Source organism: Plantactinospora sp. B5E13, from assembly GCF_039871775.1.
In the GTDB taxonomy this organism is placed as follows: Bacteria; Actinomycetota; Actinomycetes; order Mycobacteriales; family Micromonosporaceae; genus Plantactinospora.
The window spans coordinates 1-19,381 of the sequence record NZ_JBDPLT010000059.1; the positions used below are offsets into that span (position 1 = coordinate 1).

Below are 19,381 nucleotides of genomic sequence, written 5' to 3' on the forward strand. Positions count from 1 at the left end.
GCTGCACCCGGGTGCCATTCGTACGAGAAGCGTTCGGCACGTCGACACACCGACCCGACTGCACCCCGACGATCTCACTGGCAGAACCGGGCGGACCCGTCGGTGGCACGGTAGGCGAAGCGGTGGGGGTGGTGGGCGTGGGAGTGGGCCCGGGGCCGGCGCTGTTCAGTGCCTCCAGGGTGGCGGTGTAGGCGGCCTTCTTGGTGCCGTTGCAGTCGAACAGCAGCGGGGTGCCGCTGGAACGCCACGAGTCACAGTCGCGTACGCCCCAGACCGTGATGCCGTTGCAACGGGCGACGGCGAGGCAGTCGTTCACCACGTTGCGGTAGGTGTTCGCCTGGGTGGTGCCGGAACCCTCGATGTCCAGCTCGGTGATCTGCACGTCCACCCCGAGGGCGGCAAAACTCGACAGCGTGGTGCGGTAGTTGCTGTTGTACGGCGAGCCGCTGTTGAAGTGCGACTGGAAACCGACGCAGTCGATCGGCACCCCGCGCTGCTTGAAGTCGCGCACCATGTTGTAGACGGCCTGGGTCTTGGCCCAGGTCCAGTTGTCGGTGTTGTAGTCGTTGTAGCAGAGCTTCGCGTCCGGGTCCGCCGCATCCGCGGCCCGGAACGCCGCCTCGATCCAGTCGTTACCCGTACGCTGCAGGTTGGAATTCCGACGCGCACCGCTGTTGCCGTCCTCGAACGCCTCGTTCACCACATCCCAGGCGACCACCTTGCCCCGGTAGTAACTCGCCACCCGGTTGATGTGATTCAGGATCGCCGAACGCAGCGCGCTGCCCTCCATGCCCTGCATCCAGCCCGGCTGCTGCGCGTGCCAGGCCAGGGTGTGCCCACGCACCTGCCAACCCCGGCTCAACGCGTGGTTGACGATCCGGTCGGCGTTACCGAAGGTGAAGTTGTTCTGCTGCGGCTCGGTCGCGTCGATCTTCATCTCGTTCTCGGCGGTGACGCTGTTGAACTCACGGTTCAAGATCGTCGTGTACGCACTGTCACCGAGCTTTCCGCCCGCGACGGCGGCACCGAAGTACCGACCGGACTGGGCAGCAGCCGCACCGAGCGTGGACTCGGCGGCCTGCGCGAGATTGGGCAGCAACGACACGACGAGGGCCGCGACGATCGCGAAGGCTCCGGAAACGGTTAGCGTTCGAAGTCGATGCCCGGAGGGACGGGTCCGGGAGATCATGCTTCCTCCAAGGTTGGCGGGGATGGTTTCTGGCCCAGTTCGGACGACGGAAGTCGCCCGGGCGGTGATGGCCGGGACGTCTGGTGCCCACGGCCCGCCCGCCGGCACGACTCCACGTCCGGCGTCTGCTCGGATGTGGGTCGCCCGGGTTGTGCGCTCAGGCGTTGGAGCTTGGGGGCGTGGTCCGGCCCGTCCGGTGGTGGTGGCTACGGGCGGTGGACTCTCGGGGGGACGACGCGGGCACCTCCCAGGGGTCGGGGATGGGGCGGTGTTAGCGTTCACATTCATCGACGACTATCAGATTTTCAGAAAGTCGTGGGTTTATCAAGCGATAGTTTCGGCCGACCGGCGGTAGTTTCGGTGCGCCCGCCGACAAGCGAGAGCTCAGTGGCCCGGTGCGTACGCCGTCACCGCCGGCCTGAACTGGCCCGCCGCCGGAGTCGACCGGTCCATGCTGCCCGAATCCGGCCAGGAGAGCAGGTCAAGACGCCGTTCAAGCGCCCGCTGGCGGCAACCAACCCGTCTCCGACAACCGCGCCCACCACCGATCGTCCGTGCGGGATGAAAACAGCGAAGGGCCTGAGCCGCAGCGCTGCGGCTCAGGCCCTGGCTGATCTTGCGCGCTCGAAGGGACTCGAGCCCTTTGTCCGTCAGCGTGTTGGCCGGCGGACACCCTTGGTCAGCGTCAGCACGTCAGACGGAACGGCCTGGGGTACGGATCAGGCCGGTAGCTGAGGTAGGCATGGGTGGCCGTGGGGTCCAGGGCCGCCGCGAGGCGGTTCAACGCGACGGGGGCGGTGTCGGGCCACTGCCCCGTGCCGACCCTGTGGTCGAGGGCGCGAAGCGCCGCCAGCATCTCGCCAGTGGTGAAGGTGCAGTGTCCGGCTCGACGCACGTACGCCTGGCGCAGCAGCGGCGAGCGACCGGCATCGCTGACCGCCTCGGCGTAGGCCTGCTCGGCCTGCACGGGAACGAGCGGGTCGCCGGTGGTGTGGATGCTGATCATCGGCACGGTGATCCGGCCGGTGAAGGAGATGTTCCGGCTCATGTAGGCGACCGCCGCGGGGTCGGCGGTGATGCGCGGCGCGACGGCCAGCGCGGCAAGATCATCGCGCAGCGACAGTCCCGACCGCGCGTACAACTCCTCGACCTCCTGCCGGACGGCCGAGTGAGCCAACAGGCGGGCGTAGTCAACGCCGGTGTTCCAGGACATATTGCCGCCGGCGTGCTCTTCGGCGTCCTGCCGCCAGGTGAGTGTCATGGTGATGACCTGGTGGAGTATCTCGAACTGGTTGCGCTGAGCGGTGTCGTGGTCGTCCGCGTCCGGCTCCGGCCGCGCCGGGTCGGTCCACCCCGGGGTGTTGCGCAGCGCCGCAGCCAGCGCGATGCGCGCGCGGCCCTGCGGGGTCGCCTGTGCCGCGTCGAGGGCGGCGATCAGTTCGGCGGTCGAGGCGAGGGCCGTGGCCTGGTCAGGCAGGCGTACCAACGGCGTGGTCGAGCCCGGCGCCAGCAGCGTACGGAGGGCGAAGATCGTGTCGAGGCCGTTGTTGTAGTTGGCCACGGCGCCCTGTTCGAGTCCGCACATGGCCACGGCACCGTCGAACCGGCCACCGAACCGTTCGGCGAGCCCGGTCGTGATCATGCCGCCCATGGACGTGCCCCAGGCGATCGTTCGCCGGGCCCGCCCGAACTGCGCCTGGAACGTGTCCAACGTGGCGAGCTGGTCGTGCACCGCCCGCTCCGCGACCCAGCCGGTCTCCGGGTACGAGGATCCGATCTGCGCGTACCCGGCCGTCAGCAACGCGGTGCGGACGTTGTCGCTGGGCGCGTTGCGAGCGGGGTTCGGTGAGTTGTCCGGCACGTAGCCGTGGCTGTAGAGCAGTACCGTGCCGTTCCAGTTCGCCGGCACGTCCATCACGTAGGTCGAGCCGTCCGGGAGGGCGCCCTCCACGTGAGAGCCCGCGTCTGCGCCCGCGAGCGCGGCCTCCGGTTGCACGGCGGGGGCGACCAGGGCGACGAGCAGCGCTGCCATGCCCCTGGCAGCCCTGCGACGGTTTGTCGGCCGGTTACGGGTATGGCGGAAGACGTCACAGGTCATCGGCACTCCATTCTGCGGATCTTCTCGGCCACACGGTGAAGCCGACCTGGTCAACGTTTCTGATCCGGTGGTTCGGCGAAGGCTCCGGCGGCTGCGGCGAGGGCCGCGGTTCTGGCCGCGTGGTCGGGCAGGTGCGGGTCGGGTGGCGTGCGGAGGAGCACGAGTTGGTGGTACAGCGGTGCCGTGGCGGCGATGAGCAGTCGCCGGCCGTCGGTGTGCGGCGGAAGCTCGCCGCGCCGGACAGCCCGGCTGACCACGACCTCGCAGCGGGCGTACCGGTCCTCCCAGAGCCGCTGTTGGGCGCTGGCGGCCTTCTCGGAGCGGAACGAGGCGGCGATCAGGGCTGCCATGACCGGCGGCTGCGCGGTCATTCCCGCCAGGATCTCTCGGTTCAGCGCGGCGAGGTCGCCCTCCAGCGAGCCGGTGTCCGGTGGCTGCCAGTCGTCCTCGCCCGCCGCGTCGAGGACGTCGGCGAGCAGGCCGCCGACGTCCTCCCAGCGCCGGTAGACCGTGGCGCGGTGCACGCCGGCGCGGGCGGCGACGGCGTCCATGGTGAGCCCGTCATAACCGCGCTCGCCGAGCTCCACGCGGACCGCGTCGAGCACCTGTCCACGAATGCGGGCGGTGCGGCCTCCGGGTCGACGGCGCGTCGGCGGCGGTTGGGCGGACTGCGGTCCCGGGGCCGCGGGAGTCATCGCTGGTGGTCCATCTGTCATCGCTGGTGTCCGTCTGCTCCGGGGATCGACGCCGTGGCAACGACTTAATGTACCATCTGTCGCACTAGTGGCTGATCAACGCTCATCCGAAGCGTTCGCCCGGACCCCGAGAGGACCCGATCCGTGACGCCGCCCGTTCCCGCCGAACCGACCGTGCTGCACCCCATGCCCGAGCAGCCGCGGGTGGTGCTGCTCAAGCCGTTGGTCACCTCGCCGCTGATCGAGGTCGGGGAGTTCTCGTACTACGACGACCCGGACGATCCGACAACCTTCGAGACCCGCAACGTGCTGTACCACTACGGGCCGGACAAGCTGATCATCGGGAAGTTCTGCGCGCTCGGCGAGGGCGTGCGCTTCATCATGAACGGCGCCAACCACCGCATGGACGGCCCGTCGACCTTCCCCTTCCCGATCATGGGTGGTTCCTGGACCGAGCACTTCGACCTCATCACCGGACTGCCCGGGCGGGGTGACACGGTGGTCGGCCACGACGTCTGGTTCGGCTACCGGGCGATGGTGATGCCCGGAGTACGCATCGGCAACGGCGCCATCATCGCCTCCGGCTCGGTCGTCGTGGACGACGTACCCGACTACGGCATCGTCGGCGGCAACCCCGCCCGACTCATCCGCCGCCGCCACAGCGACGCCGACATCGACCGCCTCCTCGCCCTGGCCTGGTGGGACTGGCCGCTCCAGCGCATCACCGAGCACATCCGGACGATCATGTCCGGCAGCATCGACGACCTGGAGAAGGCGGTGGCCGGGCAGGCGGTACCCGCACGTCAGGACGCGCCGACAGGCGAGGCGACCGCCCGCTGACCCGGCTCCCCAGCGGCGATCCATCCACCTCCAACACCGCCGTTCGACCCAGTCGCGCCGCGTCTCGTGGTTGACGCCAACCCAACCGCGCGTCACGGCTCGTGCGTCCGGAGTCGAGTACCAGCGCAACGCTCCGGGGCCCGCGTGCCGACCTGACCGCCAAGGCTTCGGCGGGTACGGCCGGAGTGTCAGACGCGCAGCACCCGGGGGCCAGCCGCGCTGTAGCGCCGCGCGGACGCCTGGGACATCTGCTTGCCGGTGATGACCCAGGTCAGCTGCGCCACGTCGGCGAACTTCGCGAAACTGGTCACCCCGAACCGGGTGTGCTCGCACACCAGCGCGGACTGGCGGGCCGCCTGCATCCCCGCCGTCTTGGCCTGCGCCACGGACGGGTCCGGAGTCGTCAGCCCACGCTCGATCGACACCCCGTTGGTGCCCATGAACGCCAGGTCGACGTTCAGCTCGCCGAGCATCGCCGTCGCCCACCGATCGACGGTGCCCATGGTCGCCGGCCGCAGCCGGCCGCCGACGATGATCACATCATGATCGGTCTGACGACCTAGCTCGGCAGCAACGGTCAATGATCGGGTCACCACCGTCATCCGGGGCAGCCGGCGCATCGGCCCGACCAGGTCCTCCGGCAGCGCCCCCTCGTCGAGGAACACCGTGCCGACGTCGGCCATCAGGGCGACCGCGGCTTCGGCAATCGCCAGCCGCTCCTCGGTCCGGGCCTTGTGCCGGTACTCCACCGGGGTCTCGTAGCCGCCGATGTCGGTGGGGTAGAAAACGCCGTACGACCGGACGATCAGCCGCTGCGCCTCGAGCGCACGCAGATCCCGACGCAGCGTCGCCGGAGCGATCGCGAACAGGTCGGCGATCTCGGAGACGACCGCACGGCCCTCGTTCCGGACGTAACTGAGGATCCGCTGCTGACGATCGAAGGCGCGGCCCTGAAACGAGCTAGGCATGCTGGCTTGCACCCTTGCACAGAAGGTTGAAACGTTCGCGCAATGATCACAGATTGGCGATCTTCTGACCAGAGTCGAGCACATGATCGTCAGTAGAGTCTGCGGCGGTTCGACGTCGATGCGGAGGGTGGTAGCTCGTGAGCAGCGGAGCAACCGATCTCAGTCCGAGATCAGCTGTGTCGGTCAGCGCCCACCGGCCGACCAGTACCGGCGAAACGACCGCCAAGCGTCACCCCGGCGCGGTGCGCCGACGCCGGCGCGGGTACCTGCTGTTCGCCGCGTTCTCGCTGCCCAACCTGGCGCTGATCGCCGTATTCTCCTACTGGCCGATCGTCGAGAACATCTATCTGAGTCTCACCACCTGGGACTTCATCTCGCCCAAAGCCGAGTTCGTCGGCCTGCTCAACTACACCGGCCTGTTCAGCAGCTGGGCCTTCCCCACGGTCCTCTTACGGACACTGGTCTGGGTGGTCGCCGTCGTTGTCGTGACCATGGTGCTCGGCCTGGCGCTGGCCCTGTTGTTCTCGCTGCGTCTCCGGGGCACCACCGCGGTGCAGACGCTCGCCTTCTCCCCCCACGTGCTGTCCGGAGCGGCGATCGCGACCATCTGGCTACTGATCTTCGATCCCAATCATGGCCTCAGCCGGATGGTGTTCAACGCGTTCGGAGCGGACTCCCCCACGTGGACGACCGACGCCGACTGGGCGCTGTGGGCCTTGATCGTCGTGTCGATCTGGAAGGGGCTCGGCTTCGTCGCGATCGTCTACCTGGTGGGCATCCAGCAGATTCCGGCGGAGTTGCTGGAGGCCGCCCGGATCGACGGCGCCGGCCACTGGGCACTGTTCCGGAAGATATTCTTCCCGCTGCTCTCCCCGACCACCTTCTTCCTGGTGATCACCCAGACGATCTCGGCCTTCCAGGCCTTCGACGTGATCGCCCTGATGACCGGCGGTGGGCCCGCCGGTGCCACCACCACGCTGGGCTGGTTCATCTACGACCAGGCGTTCAGCCGCAACAACGTCGGCGTCTCGAGCGCGGCCTCCATGATCATGTTCGTGGTGCTGATGGCGATCACCGTACTGCAGTTCCGATTCGTCGAGCGGAGGGTGCACTACTGATGACGGTCATGCCAACCGCAGTGACAACCGAGACCACTCCGCAGAACCCGTCCGGTCCCCGGCGTACGCGCTGGTGGGGCGTGGTCGGCCTGGTGGCCGCGGCCCTGGTCTTCCTGATCCCGCTCTACCTCTTCGTCAGCACGGCTTTCAAGACCAGCGCCGACATCAACATCTGGCCGATGCGGCTGATCCCGCGATCGCTGACCCTGGACAACTTCGTCAACGCCTGGAACCTGGCCCCGTTCGACCAGTTCCTGATCAACTCGGTGGTGGTGACCGTGATCGGGACGACGCTCAAGGTGCTGCTGGCGATCTTCACCGCGTACGCCTTCGCCTACCTGCCGTTCCCGGGAAAGCGCTGGCTGTTCCTCTTCATGCTCGGCGCGCTGATGGTGCCCGGCCACGTGACCCTGCTGGTGAACTACATCACCGTCGGCCAACTGAACCTGGTGAACACCTATGCCGGCCTGATCCTGCCGGGCGTGGCATCGGCATTCGGCACCTTCCTGCTCCGCCAGTACTTCCTTTCGATCCCCAAGGAGGTGCTGGAGGCGGCGGAACTGGACGGCGCCGGGCATCTGCGCACGATCGTCTCGTTCATCGTGCCGATGGCCCGACCGGCGATCATCACGGTCGGACTGATCGCCCTGATCGATGAGTGGAACGGCTTCGTCTGGCCACTGATCGTGACCAACTCGGTCAACATGCGAACGCTGCCGATCGGGTTGCTCTACCTCAAGGAGAACGAAGGCATCAACGACTGGGGCGCCCTGATGGCCGGGACCCTGTTCGTCGTCCTGCCGATGGCGATCGTCCTCCTGTTGGCCCAGCGCTACATCGTTGCCGGTCTGGCCGGCAGCGCGGTCCGCCGATGACTGTCGCCTGCCTGAGAACCGGTTCGATCAGAAAGGGACCAGTGTGACCGGGACCAGTTTCAGCCGCCGCCAACTCCTGACCGGTGCCACCGCGCTCGCCGCCGGCTTGGGGCTGACCGGCTGCGTCGGCCGCCGGGACGGCGATTACGCCCAGGTCAGTGGGCACGTGCCGGCGCAGTTCGCCCGCCGCGACCGAGTGGTGCTGTGGAGTGCGTTCACCTCCCACAACGCCAAGGTCCTACAGTCGGTCGTCGACGGGTTCAACAGTTCGCAGAATGACATCTTCTGCGAGATCCAACTGTTCCCCGGATACGTCGCACTCGACTCGAAGTTGGCCGTCAGCCTTACCACGGAGCAGATTCCCGACGTGGTCATCCTCGGCGACGTGTCCTGGAACCGCTACTTCCTGGCCGAGGCGCTGGAACCGCTGACCGGCTACTTCGACGCCGACTTCGGCACGGACGCGTTCCACCCGAGGTTCCTGGCCGAGGGCACCATCCGGGGCGAGGTCTACTGGCTGCCCTGGGCTCGCTCAACGCCGCTCTTCTATTACAACAAGGAAATCTTCGCCGCCGCGGGACTGCCCGACCGCGGCCCGCGGACGTACAGCGAACTACGGGAGTGGGGTCGCCAGCTCAAAGGTTTCACATATCGCGGCTCACCGGTCAAGATGCGCGGCTACACCGGCGCGGACGACTGGTACTTCCAGGCCTCGTCCTGGGCCTTCGGCGGCAGCTACTCCGACGACGGCATGGTGTCGCAACTGATCTCCGAGCAGACCATCGCTGCCCTGGAATTCGATCGGGCGTTCATCCACGACGACCAGATGGCCTACCTGGCCAGCAACCTCAACGGCGACTTCGTGGCCGGCGTGACCGCGTCCATCTGCAACTCCACCGGATCGCTCACCTCGCTGCTCAACACGGCCAAGTTCGAACTCGGTGCCGCGTTCCTGCCCGAGCAGGACGCGCCCGGCGTGCCGACCGGAGGCAGTGGCCTGGCGGTCATGCGCAACGCGACCAAGACGCGCAAACAGGCAACCTGGGAACTGATCAAATACCTCACCGAAGAGGGCGCGCCCGCCTGGAGCCTCGAGACCGGCTATCTCCCGGTGACCACCAGCACCCTCAACTCGCCGAAGATCCGGGACCGCAACACCCGGACTCCCGCCTACCAGATCGCCCAGGACCAACTGGGCCGCGCCCGCACGCCGGACGTGATGCGCCGGTACGTGAACGAGACGATCGCCGAGATGCTGCTCGCGCTGCAGAAGGTGTACGCCTCCGACACCAACCCCCGCGACGTGTTACGTGGGGTCGCCCGAGAGCTCAACCCGGCCGTCAAGCGCGTGCTGCCGAAGTATCGGCGCCTGGTGCTGCCCTGACCCCAGACCTCTCGTGCCGCCGGCCGGCGGCACGAGGATCCCAGCGACAAGCAGAAGTTGTATCGAGAGGAAGATCGTGACATTTGCCGTTGTCGGACACCGCGGCGCAATGGCCGAAGCCCCCGAGAACACTGTCGCGTCCTACCGGGTGGCGGAAGAGATCGGCGTCGAGGAGGTGGAGACCGACGTACGGATCAGTTCCGATGGGCAACTCTTCATGCTGCACGACGCGACCCTGGACCGGGTCGCCGTTGAGCCGGCCGGCAAGGACCTGGGCCCGGTCGCGGAACTGACCTGGTCGAAGATCGGCTCGATCGATGTCGGCGACGGTGAGCGGGTGCCCACGCTGGAGCAGATGTATCAGGCGACAACGCGGGTGATCCAGTTGGAAATCAAGGATCTCGCCGCCATCGACGGTCTGGTCGACTTCTTCCCCGATCACGCCGACTACGCGGAGCGAACGATCCTGACCAGCTTCTCGGTCGAGGCGATGGCGACCGTGGCCGAGAAGCTGCCGGGAATCCGGCGCGGCATCATCGTGTCCAACTGGACCGACGCCGAGGCATACCCCGGCGGCTACCACAAGCTGATCAAGGAAACCGGGTCCTGCCGGATACACAGCGGCTGGGAAGGGCTGACCGCCGAGATCGTCCAGCAGCTGCACGACGAGGGCTTCCCGGTACACGGCTGGCCCACCCGCAACAAGGAGGATCTGCGGCGCGGGCTCGCACTCGGCGTGGACGGGACGACCAGCGACAATCCCCGTACACTGCGACGTTGGCTTGCCGACACCCTCCGGTGACGGCGGAGATGGCCGCCCCGGATGTCGGCCCACTGGACCTCCTTCCACCGGAACAGTGCGGCGCCTGCGCCCCGACCTCCGGGCGCGACTCCGACGGACCGCAGGGGTGTGGAAAGAGGTTCATTGGAAGCGGTGCTGTTCGACATGGACGACACCCCGTTCGACAGTGAACCCCTCCGGGACGTCAGTCTCGACGACCTGGCCAAGATGTCCGGCGGCACGCTGTCGACCGAGACACGTCGCCGGGTCGTCGGCGGAAGTCTGCGAGACATCGTCCGGACCGTCCACGACGACCTGGGCGTCGAGGCCGACGTCGAGGAGTCGGTCGCCAACTCGATCCCGGGATGTTCGACACCGTGGTCTGCGGCAACGGGGTGACCAACCCGAAGCCCCATCCGGAGGCGTACCTGACGGCGACCGATCGGCTGGGCGTCGATCCGCGCGCCTGTGTGGCGTTGGAGGACCCCTCCCGGGGCATCGCGGCGGCGCTGGCCGCGGGCTGCCTGGTCGTGGCCGTACCCGAGGCGAGCCGGGCGCTGGCCGACGCCGACGGTCACGCTGCCGTGGTGGTGCCGCTGGAAACCGTCACTGTCGACCGGCTGACCTCGCTGCCGGCCGGCCCGGTGGGCTGAACGGACGGAACGCGGCCCGGCCGGCGCGGCATGTCAACCAGCATCCACATCCACGTAGCCGGGCCAACCGGCCGGTGGCGCTCCGGGCGTTCCGGCCCGTACCCGGAGTTCCCGCTCAACGCCTGCGGAGGTGCCGGTGCTGGACATCAGCTGGGACAGCCTCGCCCTGGCAGCTCTTTTCGCCACCTTCACCGGCTTCAACGACGCTGGCGCCCTCGTCGGGATCGGCCTGCGGATCCGCGGGTTCCGACCGATCACCGGCCTGGTCCTGCTCGCCGCCGCGGTCGGCGCCGACCCGGTGGTCCTCGGCACGGCAGTGGCCGCGACCCTCGGCCAGCGCCGGGTCGCGCCTTCCACGGTGCCGACGCCCGGGCCGCCGTCGCCGCGGGAGTGGGTGGCGCGATCCTGGTGACCGCCACACTGTCCGCGCGTGGCCTGCCGACCAGCCTGACGGTGACGGCGCTCTCCGGCATCAGGATCGGGGTCGGACACTACGACCGGCATGTCCACCAGCAGCGCCCGTTCGTCCGCCAACGGCACAACCGCCGGATTTGCAGGCTCCCGTCCGCCATCCGACGGTCAGCCGCATCTGATCATGCGGCTACCGTCCGCCAGGTAACGGCCGCTGCGATGGTCTCGACAACCGGCTCCGCAGCCGAACGCGCCAGGAGCTCAGATCTTACTGTCCGCGCAGTATCTCAGGGATAGCGGCCAGAAGAGACAGATAGACGCTCGACTCGTTCTCACTCCGTTCGAGAGTGCCGGACACGCACCGACGCAGGCGATCGGCGAGGTCTTCGCGACCGAGCTGGCACACCGCGTACGCCAGCGGAAAGACAACTTCCAGCTCGGGTTGATCGGCTCCCTCGGCATAGATCAGTTCCGCCTCTGCCACCGCGGCGAGGCTGGCATCGGAGCTCGTGGCGGCATCAAGAAGGTGAACTCCCCGACCGTGCATGGTTGGGCTTTCGTCGGACTCGACGACTGCTCGAGCCAGCACTTCAATCATGCCCCGCCGCTCGGCCGGCGTGATGTCGAGTGGCGTCGACAGGAGGAGAAGGAGCCCTGACCGCACTCCTTGCGGCAGTGCTGACTGCGTGCTCGCCCACTCGAACGTCGCGAGAAGAATCTCGGTCGCTTCCCGCCTCATCTCGGACGGCCAGCAGAGCAGCGGCAGGAGGCCACCCCATGCCCCTTCGTTCACCTCGGTTCGCTCTCGTAACCACTCGAACGCGACCGGCGCGATAAGCCGCGCGTCCTCGACGAGGTGGATTGAACGCCGCAACGTCCCGAAGAGCGCGGACCATACGCTCTCATTGGCCTCCGGACGGCTCAGCAGCCACGCGAAGGTGCCGTGGACGACAGTGCGCTTGAGGTCGGTGAGTTCGGGCGAACGTCCGAGGATCCCCAGCAACGTGGTCCAGATACTCTCGTTGCTTTCCGGACGGTCGCGGAGCCAGTCGAACGTCTGCTCGACGACGGCCGGCTTGAGGTCGGCGAGCTCGGGCGAACGTCCGAGGATCCCCAGCAATGCGGTCCACGTACCCTGGCTGCTCTCCGGACGGCCCCGAAGCCAGGCGAACGTCTGCTCGACGACGGCCGGCTTGAGGTCGGCGAGCTCGGGCGAGCGCTCGAGGATCCCCAGCAGCGCGGTCCAAATACCCTGATTGCTTTCCGGACGGCCCCGGAGCCAGGCGAACGTCAGCTCGACGATCGTTCGTCCGTCTTGCACCAGTCCGGGGACGTCCGTGAGTAACGAGAGAAGCTCAACCGACACGCCGCCGATGACATCCGGTCGTGCCCGGAGCAGCTCCTGTATCTGAGACACCATCACGGTGGCAGCGCTCAGGTCCCCCGCCTTCGCGCCTTCCACCGCGCACCGGACGATCCGTCTGGCGAGATTGAGGTCGGTGTCCGTCGACACGTGCATCCACTCGAAGAGAACATCGAAGAGCCGCTGCCGCTGGGCCGCGTCGACAATTTTCGTACTGTCGAGCAGATCCACCAGCGCACCGACCGCGCGATCGTCGGGCGTGCGGCCGACGCCTGGCTCATCGAGGAGCCCTTCCGCCAACCAGTCGTAGATGTCCTCGAGGACGGCGTCGACCTCGCGCGGCGGAATCGTACGGATCAGCCAGGCGACCTGATGGGCATCTACTCGCCAGCCCAGCGAGCCCTTCAGCGCGACGATGAGCCGCTCGATGATCAATTCTCGGACGGCCCCGCCCAGCCGTTCGGCAATCTCCACGGCCTCTCGCGGACCGGCCGAGAAGTCGGCGTGCTTGAGCGTCCACGGGATGCTGACCTTCAAGAGAAAGTCCCGCTCCTGCGGATGCGACGTTGCCGACGACAGGTGCAACAACTGCCACGCGGCGAGCCAGCTCTGGTCGTTCTGTGCTCTCAGGCAGGTCCGCAGAATGGGAAGAAATCGAAGACGGGCGCCGCGGGAGGGTCGTAGGTGGCTGACAAGTGAGGCGACCGCTCGCGTCTCCAGGGTGCCGGACTGCACTGCCGCGCGCCATCGTGCCGCGAAGCGCTGTGTGAGCCCGCGCTCACGACTGCTCGGTGAGGCGTGCATGGCCAGGAGCAACTCGGCCAGCTGCGGAACCGCCTGCGGCACCTGCACCGAGATGTCGGTGATCCGATTTTCGATGTCGAGGTTCCGCAGAGGGAAATGTTTCCATGCTTCCCGTGACACGCGGGCGTGTGTCGTGCCGATCAGGCGCATGCCGACCGCGTCTGACTCCGACGCACCACGGATCGAGAAGATCTGCCACCCTTCGCGGGTAACCAGATCCTGCAGCTCCTGGGTCAGGTACGCGGGGGGAGTTTCCGTGAGGGCATCGATCAACAAGGCCCTGAGCAGGGGCTCGGGGCACAGCACGTAGTTCCGGTGGAAGTAGCACGCCAGCGCGAAGGCGATGACCTGCCATGGCAGTTCGCGGTGGTCGGTGACGGGGCTCAGCGGAACTCCGCCGTTCAGCGTCGTCCAGATTCGCTGGATGATGGCGGCGAACGACTCGCCTGCGGCTGCCTCCATCGCTATGACCAGGAGATCGTCATCCGACGACAACCCCGACGGCGCTCGTCCGTACAAGGTCGCGAGACTTTGCCGCTCGGCGCTGGAGGGCTTGACGAGGGAGATCGTCTGCCCCACCGTACGACGGTCGAACAGCCAGTGTGCGTAGCGTTGGAAGAGAAAATCGGGGCTGGCCCCCAGGACCGCGATTCCGCGGTGCTGCGGGCGGCTCAACGCGTGCAGCAGTTCGACCCAACCCGAGTTCGCGAAGAAGGGGTCGTCGAGCAGCACAATCACAGGCATCCCACCGTCGGCGAGCTTGTCCAGTGCCGCGATGTAGCGCTTGGTGTCACGTGACGCGACGGCCGTCGTGTTGACACCGAAGTCGGCGACGACGCACTCGCCCAGTTGCACCAGCATCGCGGCGACCCGTCGCACCAGCGTGCTCTTGCCTGCCCCAGGTGCTCCCAACACGAACACGGCGTGCAGAAGCGAGTCGGTGCCGCGCAGGCACGGTTCCAGCAACTCCTCCCGTACGGTTGCAAGCACCTGCTCCGTTTGCTCCCGCTCGATGAACCGAAGTTCGGGATCCGAGCCGCGAACGACATCGGCCCAGTCCGGCGAGCGCGCGACGTAGACCCGCTTGGGCACGTCGGACTGTCTCTTCAGGTATTCGCGATCGACAACCAGGAAGGGAGCGGCGTCGTCACCGTCAACCAGCTCATTGACAACGACCACCTTGTTGATTTTCACGTCATGGCCGGCGACGAACGTGCCGTCAAGCCGAACGTCGCCACGCTGGGTGGCGACACCTTCGACGGTCAGACCGGGGTTCGAGGTTTCAACCGGTCGATTGCCGCCCTCGGGACCGAACGACTCTCGATGCGGGTTCAGGACGATCGCTCCTGCTCGTCGTCCGCGTGGCGGTCGAACCTGATGTCATGACCGGCGACATACGTACCGCTCACGGTGATGTCGCCGTTCGATGTCATCAACCCCTCAACGATGCCCGGTCCCCTACTGTCCTGCGGCACCGCCCGGCCGGACGATGGGCTTGCCGTACGCCACGACGAGTGGTCGGCCAGGAGGTGATACCGCACGACGTCGGCGGTGGTATTTCCCGGAGCCGACGGGTCGAGAATGGATGCGTGATTCCCTGCCAGCGTCGACGCGCCCGGGAAAGCGGACTGCGCCGACGCCGCGACCACGATCCGGTCGCTGTCGCCCGCATAGACATGGAATGGGATCCGGCACCGGTGATCGTCGGTGCGGTCGGTGTTGACAATGTCCCGCAACACTGTCCGCTGCGTGTCCGCAACCCGTCTGTTGAGCATCTCCAGGTCGCCAGCCTGCGGATGGCGGCGGTAACCGAACGCGTGCCGCAACGTACGGACGTAGTCCGACCCGTTGTTCGGACACGCGAGCATGATCACCGAGACGATTCTGGACAGTTCGCGACCTCGCCCCTGCTGCAGCATCCAGGCGAGAAACCGCTGTACGATCAGACCACCTTGGCTGTGGGTGACGAACGCTGTCGCCGGGGCGTCCGCGAGTGCTGCCGTGAAGGTGGAGGCAAGCGTCTGGGCGATGTCGTCGTAGTCCGGAATGCGCTGCGGCGAGAGTGGCAGTCTCGGCATCTTCGGCGACCGGTACTCGAACGGGTGAATCCTGAGACTGCGGAGACGTTCGTCGGCAGACCAGACAGCCACCAGTCTTTCCCAGGTCCGCGGTGAGGAGACGAACCCGTGGACTGTCACGAGCGTCAGATCGGTCATCTGCCCTCCACAGGGTCGAGCGCACCAACCGCGCGTACCGCATGGTCCAAGCGTCGTGCCTGATCACTCGATAGGTCATCCCTCGGGGCAGTTGGCTGCGCCGCAGGATGCGGCTTCAAAGTGTAAGGTATTCGCGACGCGCTGTGCCTCGGGCGGGTTCGGAGGTTGGCGGACGCGCCGCTCGGTCCGGGTTTCCAGGCACCACGTTGTTTCCAGGCACCACGTTGCTGATCCTCACGACGGGCCGATGCCGATCGGACCACAGTAGTCTCCGGACCCCAAGAACTGAACGTCTCAGGCGACATCCGCTCGTCGACCGCTCTCTCATCGGCTGCCCACGCTGGTCGTGTGGCTCTCATCTGGCCTGCGCAGCCCGGGCGCCGCCAAGGGCGGGGAGCGGCTCACGAGGGGTTTGCGCTGCTCGAAGTGACGTCGCCCTCCCGGCTCGACGGACCAGGCGGATCGAGCACCGGAGCCGGCGGCGGCCGCTTCGACACCGGCCGGGACGACTACGCGGCGATGAAGGAGTACGCAAAGCGGTGGCCGCATCGGATCCGGGCGCTCGAGGGCTGTCAGGGAATCAGCCGGCACATCGCCAACCGGTTGCTCGCCGATGGCGAGCAGGTCGTGGACGTGCACCGGAGTTGTCCGCCCGGGGCGGGGATGTTCGCCACCGGGTAGGGCCGCAAGACCGACGCCACCGACGCAAACTCCATCGCGCTGGTCGAGAGTCGCGGCGATGGTACTTGTGCCCGAGCACCGAAAAGCGAGATCATCACGCATGCTCGACCCCTCGCCCGAGGACGATGGAACTGCACCAACGGTTTCTACACCGCGTTTCGTGGGCCGTGATCGAGAGATGGCGGCGCTTCGCGGCGCCCTGGCCCGGCCACCGGCGATCGTACTGGTGGAGGGCGAGGCGGGGATCGGGAAGAGCCGGCTGCTGCGAGAGTGGTTGGCCGCGCCAGACCAGCGTACGGCGCTGGTCTCGGTGTGCCCGCCGCTTCGCGAGTCGCTGACGTTGGGGCCGATCGTCGACGCGTTCCGTGGGATCGACCGCCCGGTGTCGCGACTGCGGCTCACCGAGCTCGCGGGTGCGTTACGACCCCTGTTCCCGGAATGGTCCTCGGACCTGCCGCCCGCACTACAGCCCCTGGACGATGCGAAGGCGGCACGGCATCGCCTGTTCCGCGCCCTGGACGAGCTGCTGCGGGCGCTGCGTGTCGACGTTCTCGTGCTCGAGGACGCTCACTGGGCAGACGAGGTGACCTTGGAGTTCCTGCTGTTCGTCACCTCCCGACAGCAGTCGGACGGGCCAAGCCTCGTGGTCTCCTACCGGCCGGAGGAGGTGGACGACGGATCGCTGTTGCTGCGGCTGACGTCCCGGTTGCCTGCTGGCGTGACCCAGCTGAGGATCGCCCTGGCGCCGATGCGACCCGACGACACGGCAGCGCTGGTCTCCTCGATGCTGGACGGCAACCCGGTATCGCAGGAGTTCGCGACGTTCATGCACGAGCGGACCGGCGGCGTTCCGCTGGCCCTGGAGGAGTCGGTTCGCCTCATGTGCGACCGTGCCGACCTCGTCTTCCGCGACGGGCAGTGGGTCCGGCTGAAGTTGCGCGAGCTACAGGTGCCGCCGACGGTGCGCGACTCCACCCGGGAGCGGGTGGGCCGTCTGTCGCCGACGGCGCAGCAGGTGTTGCGAGCCGCGGCCACGCTGGCTGAGCGGTCGTCGGTGGCCACGATCGCGAAAACCGCCGGCCTGTCACCGGCTGCGTGTCGAGGCGCTGTCGCGGAGGCGGCCGACGCCGGCGTCCTGGACGGAGACGACCGCGGCCGGTGGCGATTCCGGCACGTGCTGGCCGCCACGGCTGTCTACGAGGCGATCCCGTTGACCGACCGCAGACAATTTCACCTGCTGGCCGGCCGGGCCTTGGAGGACATCCACCCGCCGCCTGTGGCGCGCCTCGCCCACCACTTCCGTGAGGCGGGCGAGCGGCAGTCCTGGGCGCGGTACGCCGAGCAGGGTGCCGAGTTGGCCATGGCCTCGGGTGACCACACCAAGGCGGTCGACGTGCTGGTCGATCTGTTGTCGTGGGCCGTGCTGCCGCCGGTGGACCGGGCACGGGTCGCGCGCATCGCCGGAGTGGCCGCGCTGGGCCGGCGTGAACCGGTCGACGAGGTTCACCACCGCGTGATCCGTACGTTGCGCTCGGTGCTGGAGACCCCCGGTCTCTCCGCCCGCCAGCAGGCCGAGATCCGCAACCCACTGGGGCGACTCCTGATCACCGGGGGTGAGGCGCAGGCCGCACTCAGCGAGCTGGAGCGGGCGGTGGCCAACCTTGACCATGACCCGGTCGAGGCGGCTCGGGCGATGACCTACCTCGGATGGGCCTATGCGGGGCCGTGGCCGGCGGCGACCCATCGGCGCTGGCTGGATCGCGCCGCCGAGCTCGCCGCCGAGGTCGATTCCCCCGCGCAGCGGCTGAACCTGGCCGGCAACCGCGCCGCCGCGTTGCTCATGCTCGGCGAGGAGGAGGCCTGGGACGTCGTTGCCGGCCTACCCGTCGACGGCGCAACCTCGGCGGAGCGCCTCGACGTGGCCCGCATCCACGCGAATGTCGGGACCGGCGCGCTGATCTGGGGTCGGTACGCCGACGCGGACGAACACCTCGCCGTGGCCATGCGCCTTGCCGAGACCGAGCAGGCGTCCCGGTTGCAGCACAACGTCCGACTCGAACAGGCCAACCTGGCGTGGCTGACCGGCCGGTGGGAGGATCTCCCGGACCGAAGTGCGGCACTCGCCGATGCCGACCGAGACCGGCCGGCGCACTACCTCGGCAGCATTCGCCTCGCGGCCCGGCTGGCAGCCGCGGCCGGACGGCGGCGCGCCGCGGAGGAGCAGTTCCGGCTGGTCCTCGAGGAGTCTGCCCGTCTCGGCGCAGCCGACGACACGATGGAGGCCGCCGCCGCGCTGGCCAGACTGTGGCTGACGGACGGAAACAGCGGTCGGGCGCTGCAGATCACGGACGAGCCGATGGACACCGTCCGGAGAAAGGGCATCTGGATCTGGGCGACGGACCTCGTTCCCGCCCGGATCGAGGCGCACCTCGCCGCGGGCGACCTGAAGGCCGCGACCCGCCTGGCCGACCAGTTCGCCAGAGGACTACGTGGCCGCACAGCACCGGCGCCCCGCGCCGCGCTCACCGTATGCCGCGCCCTGCTGCTCGCCGCGGCCGGAGACCACGCCCGCGCGGCGACGGTGCACGATCGGGCGGCGCGCGCCTGGAGCGTGATGCCGCGCCCCTACGACGCCATGCTCGCCCGGGAGCGGCAAGCCGAGGCGCTCATCGCGCACGGCGAGCTCGAACCGGGCCGGGAGCTGCTGGCCGCACAGTACGAGCACCTGTTCAGGCTCGGCGCCCGCGGCGATGCGGACCGGGTCGCGCAGCGGCTTCGCGAGCACGGCGCCGAGGTCCCGCGCCTGTGGCGCGGCGGCCGACGGGGGTACGGTGACCAGCTCTCACCTCGCGAGCTCGACGTGGTCCAGCTGGTTGTCGCCGGCAAGACGAACCGGGAGATCAGCCGGATCCTGGCCAAGTCGCCGGCCACGGTGGATCAGCAGCTGCGTGCGGCGATGCGCAAGTTGAAGGTAACCTCTCGGACCGCGCTCGCGGTCAAGGCGGTGGAGGCCGGAGTGTTCGCAGAAGAGGACTCTCTCGACGACGCGTCGTGAAAATTGACGTATCCGCTGGATAGCGAAGATCATTCACCCCCGTCGAGCATGGCTTCATGATCCACAGCCCTGGGGCGATGCATGCCTGAGCGACCTGCCGCGCGTGACGACGCCACCGACGTGCACCAGCCACCACCCGAACCGTCCCGCGAGCCGCGCGTCAACTCCCCCGACACGCGCGACGTCGACCGCGCCGACGGCGCCGACGACCACGAGAACCACGACCCCTACCAGCCCCTGTAGGCCAAAG

General features: G+C 68.0%; 17 protein-coding genes. 11 read left to right on the forward strand and 6 right to left on the reverse strand.

What is annotated here, in order from left to right:
* The 3 genes from ABGB05_RS32705 to ABGB05_RS32715 all read right to left on the reverse strand — a co-directional run.
* Positions 1-1,189, reverse strand: a 1,189-nt coding sequence (locus ABGB05_RS32705; RefSeq protein ID WP_347657822.1) for an endo-1,4-beta-xylanase, incomplete at its 3' end; no start/stop codon positions are given.
* 685 nt (positions 1,190-1,874) lie between these two features.
* The gene (locus tag ABGB05_RS32710; protein WP_347657823.1) at positions 1,875-3,221 is read right to left on the reverse strand and encodes a hypothetical protein; all 1,347 of its coding nucleotides are present in this window, start codon (positions 3,219-3,221) and stop codon (positions 1,875-1,877) included.
* A 116-nt stretch (positions 3,222-3,337) separates the two neighbouring features.
* A complete protein-coding gene (locus tag ABGB05_RS32715; protein ID WP_347657824.1) occupies positions 3,338-3,892 on the reverse strand; it encodes a TetR/AcrR family transcriptional regulator in 555 nt (184 codons plus the stop codon).
* A 276-nt stretch (positions 3,893-4,168) separates the two neighbouring features.
* Between ABGB05_RS32715 and ABGB05_RS32720 the strand changes: the two genes are divergently transcribed.
* Positions 4,169-4,822: a CatB-related O-acetyltransferase gene (locus ABGB05_RS32720; protein ID WP_347657861.1), complete on the forward strand. Its 654-nt coding sequence runs from the start codon at positions 4,169-4,171 to the stop codon at positions 4,820-4,822.
* A gap of 188 nt (positions 4,823-5,010) precedes the next feature.
* Here the strand turns inward: ABGB05_RS32720 and ABGB05_RS32725 are convergent, their stop codons facing one another.
* A complete protein-coding gene (locus tag ABGB05_RS32725; protein ID WP_347657825.1) occupies positions 5,011-5,790 on the reverse strand; it encodes a DeoR/GlpR family DNA-binding transcription regulator in 780 nt (259 codons plus the stop codon).
* A 137-nt stretch (positions 5,791-5,927) separates the two neighbouring features.
* Between ABGB05_RS32725 and ABGB05_RS32730 the strand changes: the two genes are divergently transcribed.
* The 7 genes from ABGB05_RS32730 to ABGB05_RS32760 all read left to right on the forward strand — a co-directional run bounded on the left by ABGB05_RS32730 (position 5,928) and on the right by ABGB05_RS32760 (position 11,013).
* Complete coding sequence (locus ABGB05_RS32730) at positions 5,928-6,908, forward strand: sugar ABC transporter permease (RefSeq protein ID WP_347657826.1); 981 nt, start codon at positions 5,928-5,930, stop codon at positions 6,906-6,908.
* On the forward strand, positions 6,908-7,783 hold the full coding sequence (locus tag ABGB05_RS32735) for a carbohydrate ABC transporter permease (RefSeq protein ID WP_347657827.1): 876 nt from the start codon (positions 6,908-6,910) through the stop codon (positions 7,781-7,783). Before ABGB05_RS32730 ends, ABGB05_RS32735 begins: the two co-directional genes overlap by 1 nt.
* Before the next feature lie 43 nt (positions 7,784-7,826).
* A complete protein-coding gene (locus tag ABGB05_RS32740) occupies positions 7,827-9,167 on the forward strand; it encodes an ABC transporter substrate-binding protein (RefSeq protein ID WP_347657828.1) in 1,341 nt (446 codons plus the stop codon).
* A 109-nt stretch (positions 9,168-9,276) separates the two neighbouring features.
* Entirely contained in the window at positions 9,277-9,969 is a 693-nt protein-coding gene (locus ABGB05_RS32745) for a glycerophosphodiester phosphodiesterase family protein (protein ID WP_347657829.1), read from the forward strand.
* Between the two features lie 123 nt (positions 9,970-10,092).
* Positions 10,093-10,347, forward strand: a complete 255-nt coding sequence (locus ABGB05_RS32750) for a hypothetical protein (RefSeq protein WP_347657830.1) — start codon at positions 10,093-10,095, stop codon at positions 10,345-10,347.
* Positions 10,314-10,601 (forward strand): HAD family hydrolase, encoded by a 288-nt coding sequence (locus ABGB05_RS32755; RefSeq protein ID WP_347657831.1) that lies wholly within the window; start codon positions 10,314-10,316, stop codon positions 10,599-10,601. Before ABGB05_RS32750 ends, ABGB05_RS32755 begins: the two co-directional genes overlap by 34 nt.
* 136 nt (positions 10,602-10,737) lie before the next feature.
* Positions 10,738-11,013 carry a hypothetical protein gene (locus tag ABGB05_RS32760; RefSeq protein WP_347657832.1) on the forward strand — a complete coding sequence of 92 codons (276 nt, stop codon included), beginning with the start codon at positions 10,738-10,740 and terminating at the stop codon, positions 11,011-11,013.
* 267 nt (positions 11,014-11,280) lie between these two features.
* Here the strand turns inward: ABGB05_RS32760 and ABGB05_RS32765 are convergent, their stop codons facing one another.
* On the reverse strand, positions 11,281-14,373 hold the full coding sequence (locus ABGB05_RS32765) for an ABC transporter ATP-binding protein (RefSeq protein ID WP_347657833.1): 3,093 nt from the start codon (positions 14,371-14,373) through the stop codon (positions 11,281-11,283).
* Between the two features lie 137 nt (positions 14,374-14,510).
* Positions 14,511-15,395: an alpha/beta fold hydrolase gene (locus ABGB05_RS32770; RefSeq protein ID WP_347657834.1), complete on the reverse strand. Its 885-nt coding sequence runs from the start codon at positions 15,393-15,395 to the stop codon at positions 14,511-14,513.
* Between the two features lie 426 nt (positions 15,396-15,821).
* Between ABGB05_RS32770 and ABGB05_RS32775 the strand changes: the two genes are divergently transcribed.
* From ABGB05_RS32775 to ABGB05_RS32785, 3 genes are all read left to right on the forward strand, one after another.
* Entirely contained in the window at positions 15,822-16,076 is a 255-nt protein-coding gene (locus ABGB05_RS32775) for a hypothetical protein (RefSeq protein ID WP_347657835.1), read from the forward strand.
* Positions 16,077-16,176: 100 nt separating this feature from the next.
* Positions 16,177-19,131, forward strand: a complete 2,955-nt coding sequence (locus ABGB05_RS32780) for an AAA family ATPase (RefSeq protein ID WP_347657836.1) — start codon at positions 16,177-16,179, stop codon at positions 19,129-19,131.
* Positions 19,132-19,212: 81 nt separating this feature from the next.
* Positions 19,213-19,374: a hypothetical protein gene (locus ABGB05_RS32785; RefSeq protein WP_347657837.1), complete on the forward strand. Its 162-nt coding sequence runs from the start codon at positions 19,213-19,215 to the stop codon at positions 19,372-19,374.
* The last annotated feature ends 7 nt before the right edge of the window (positions 19,375-19,381 follow it).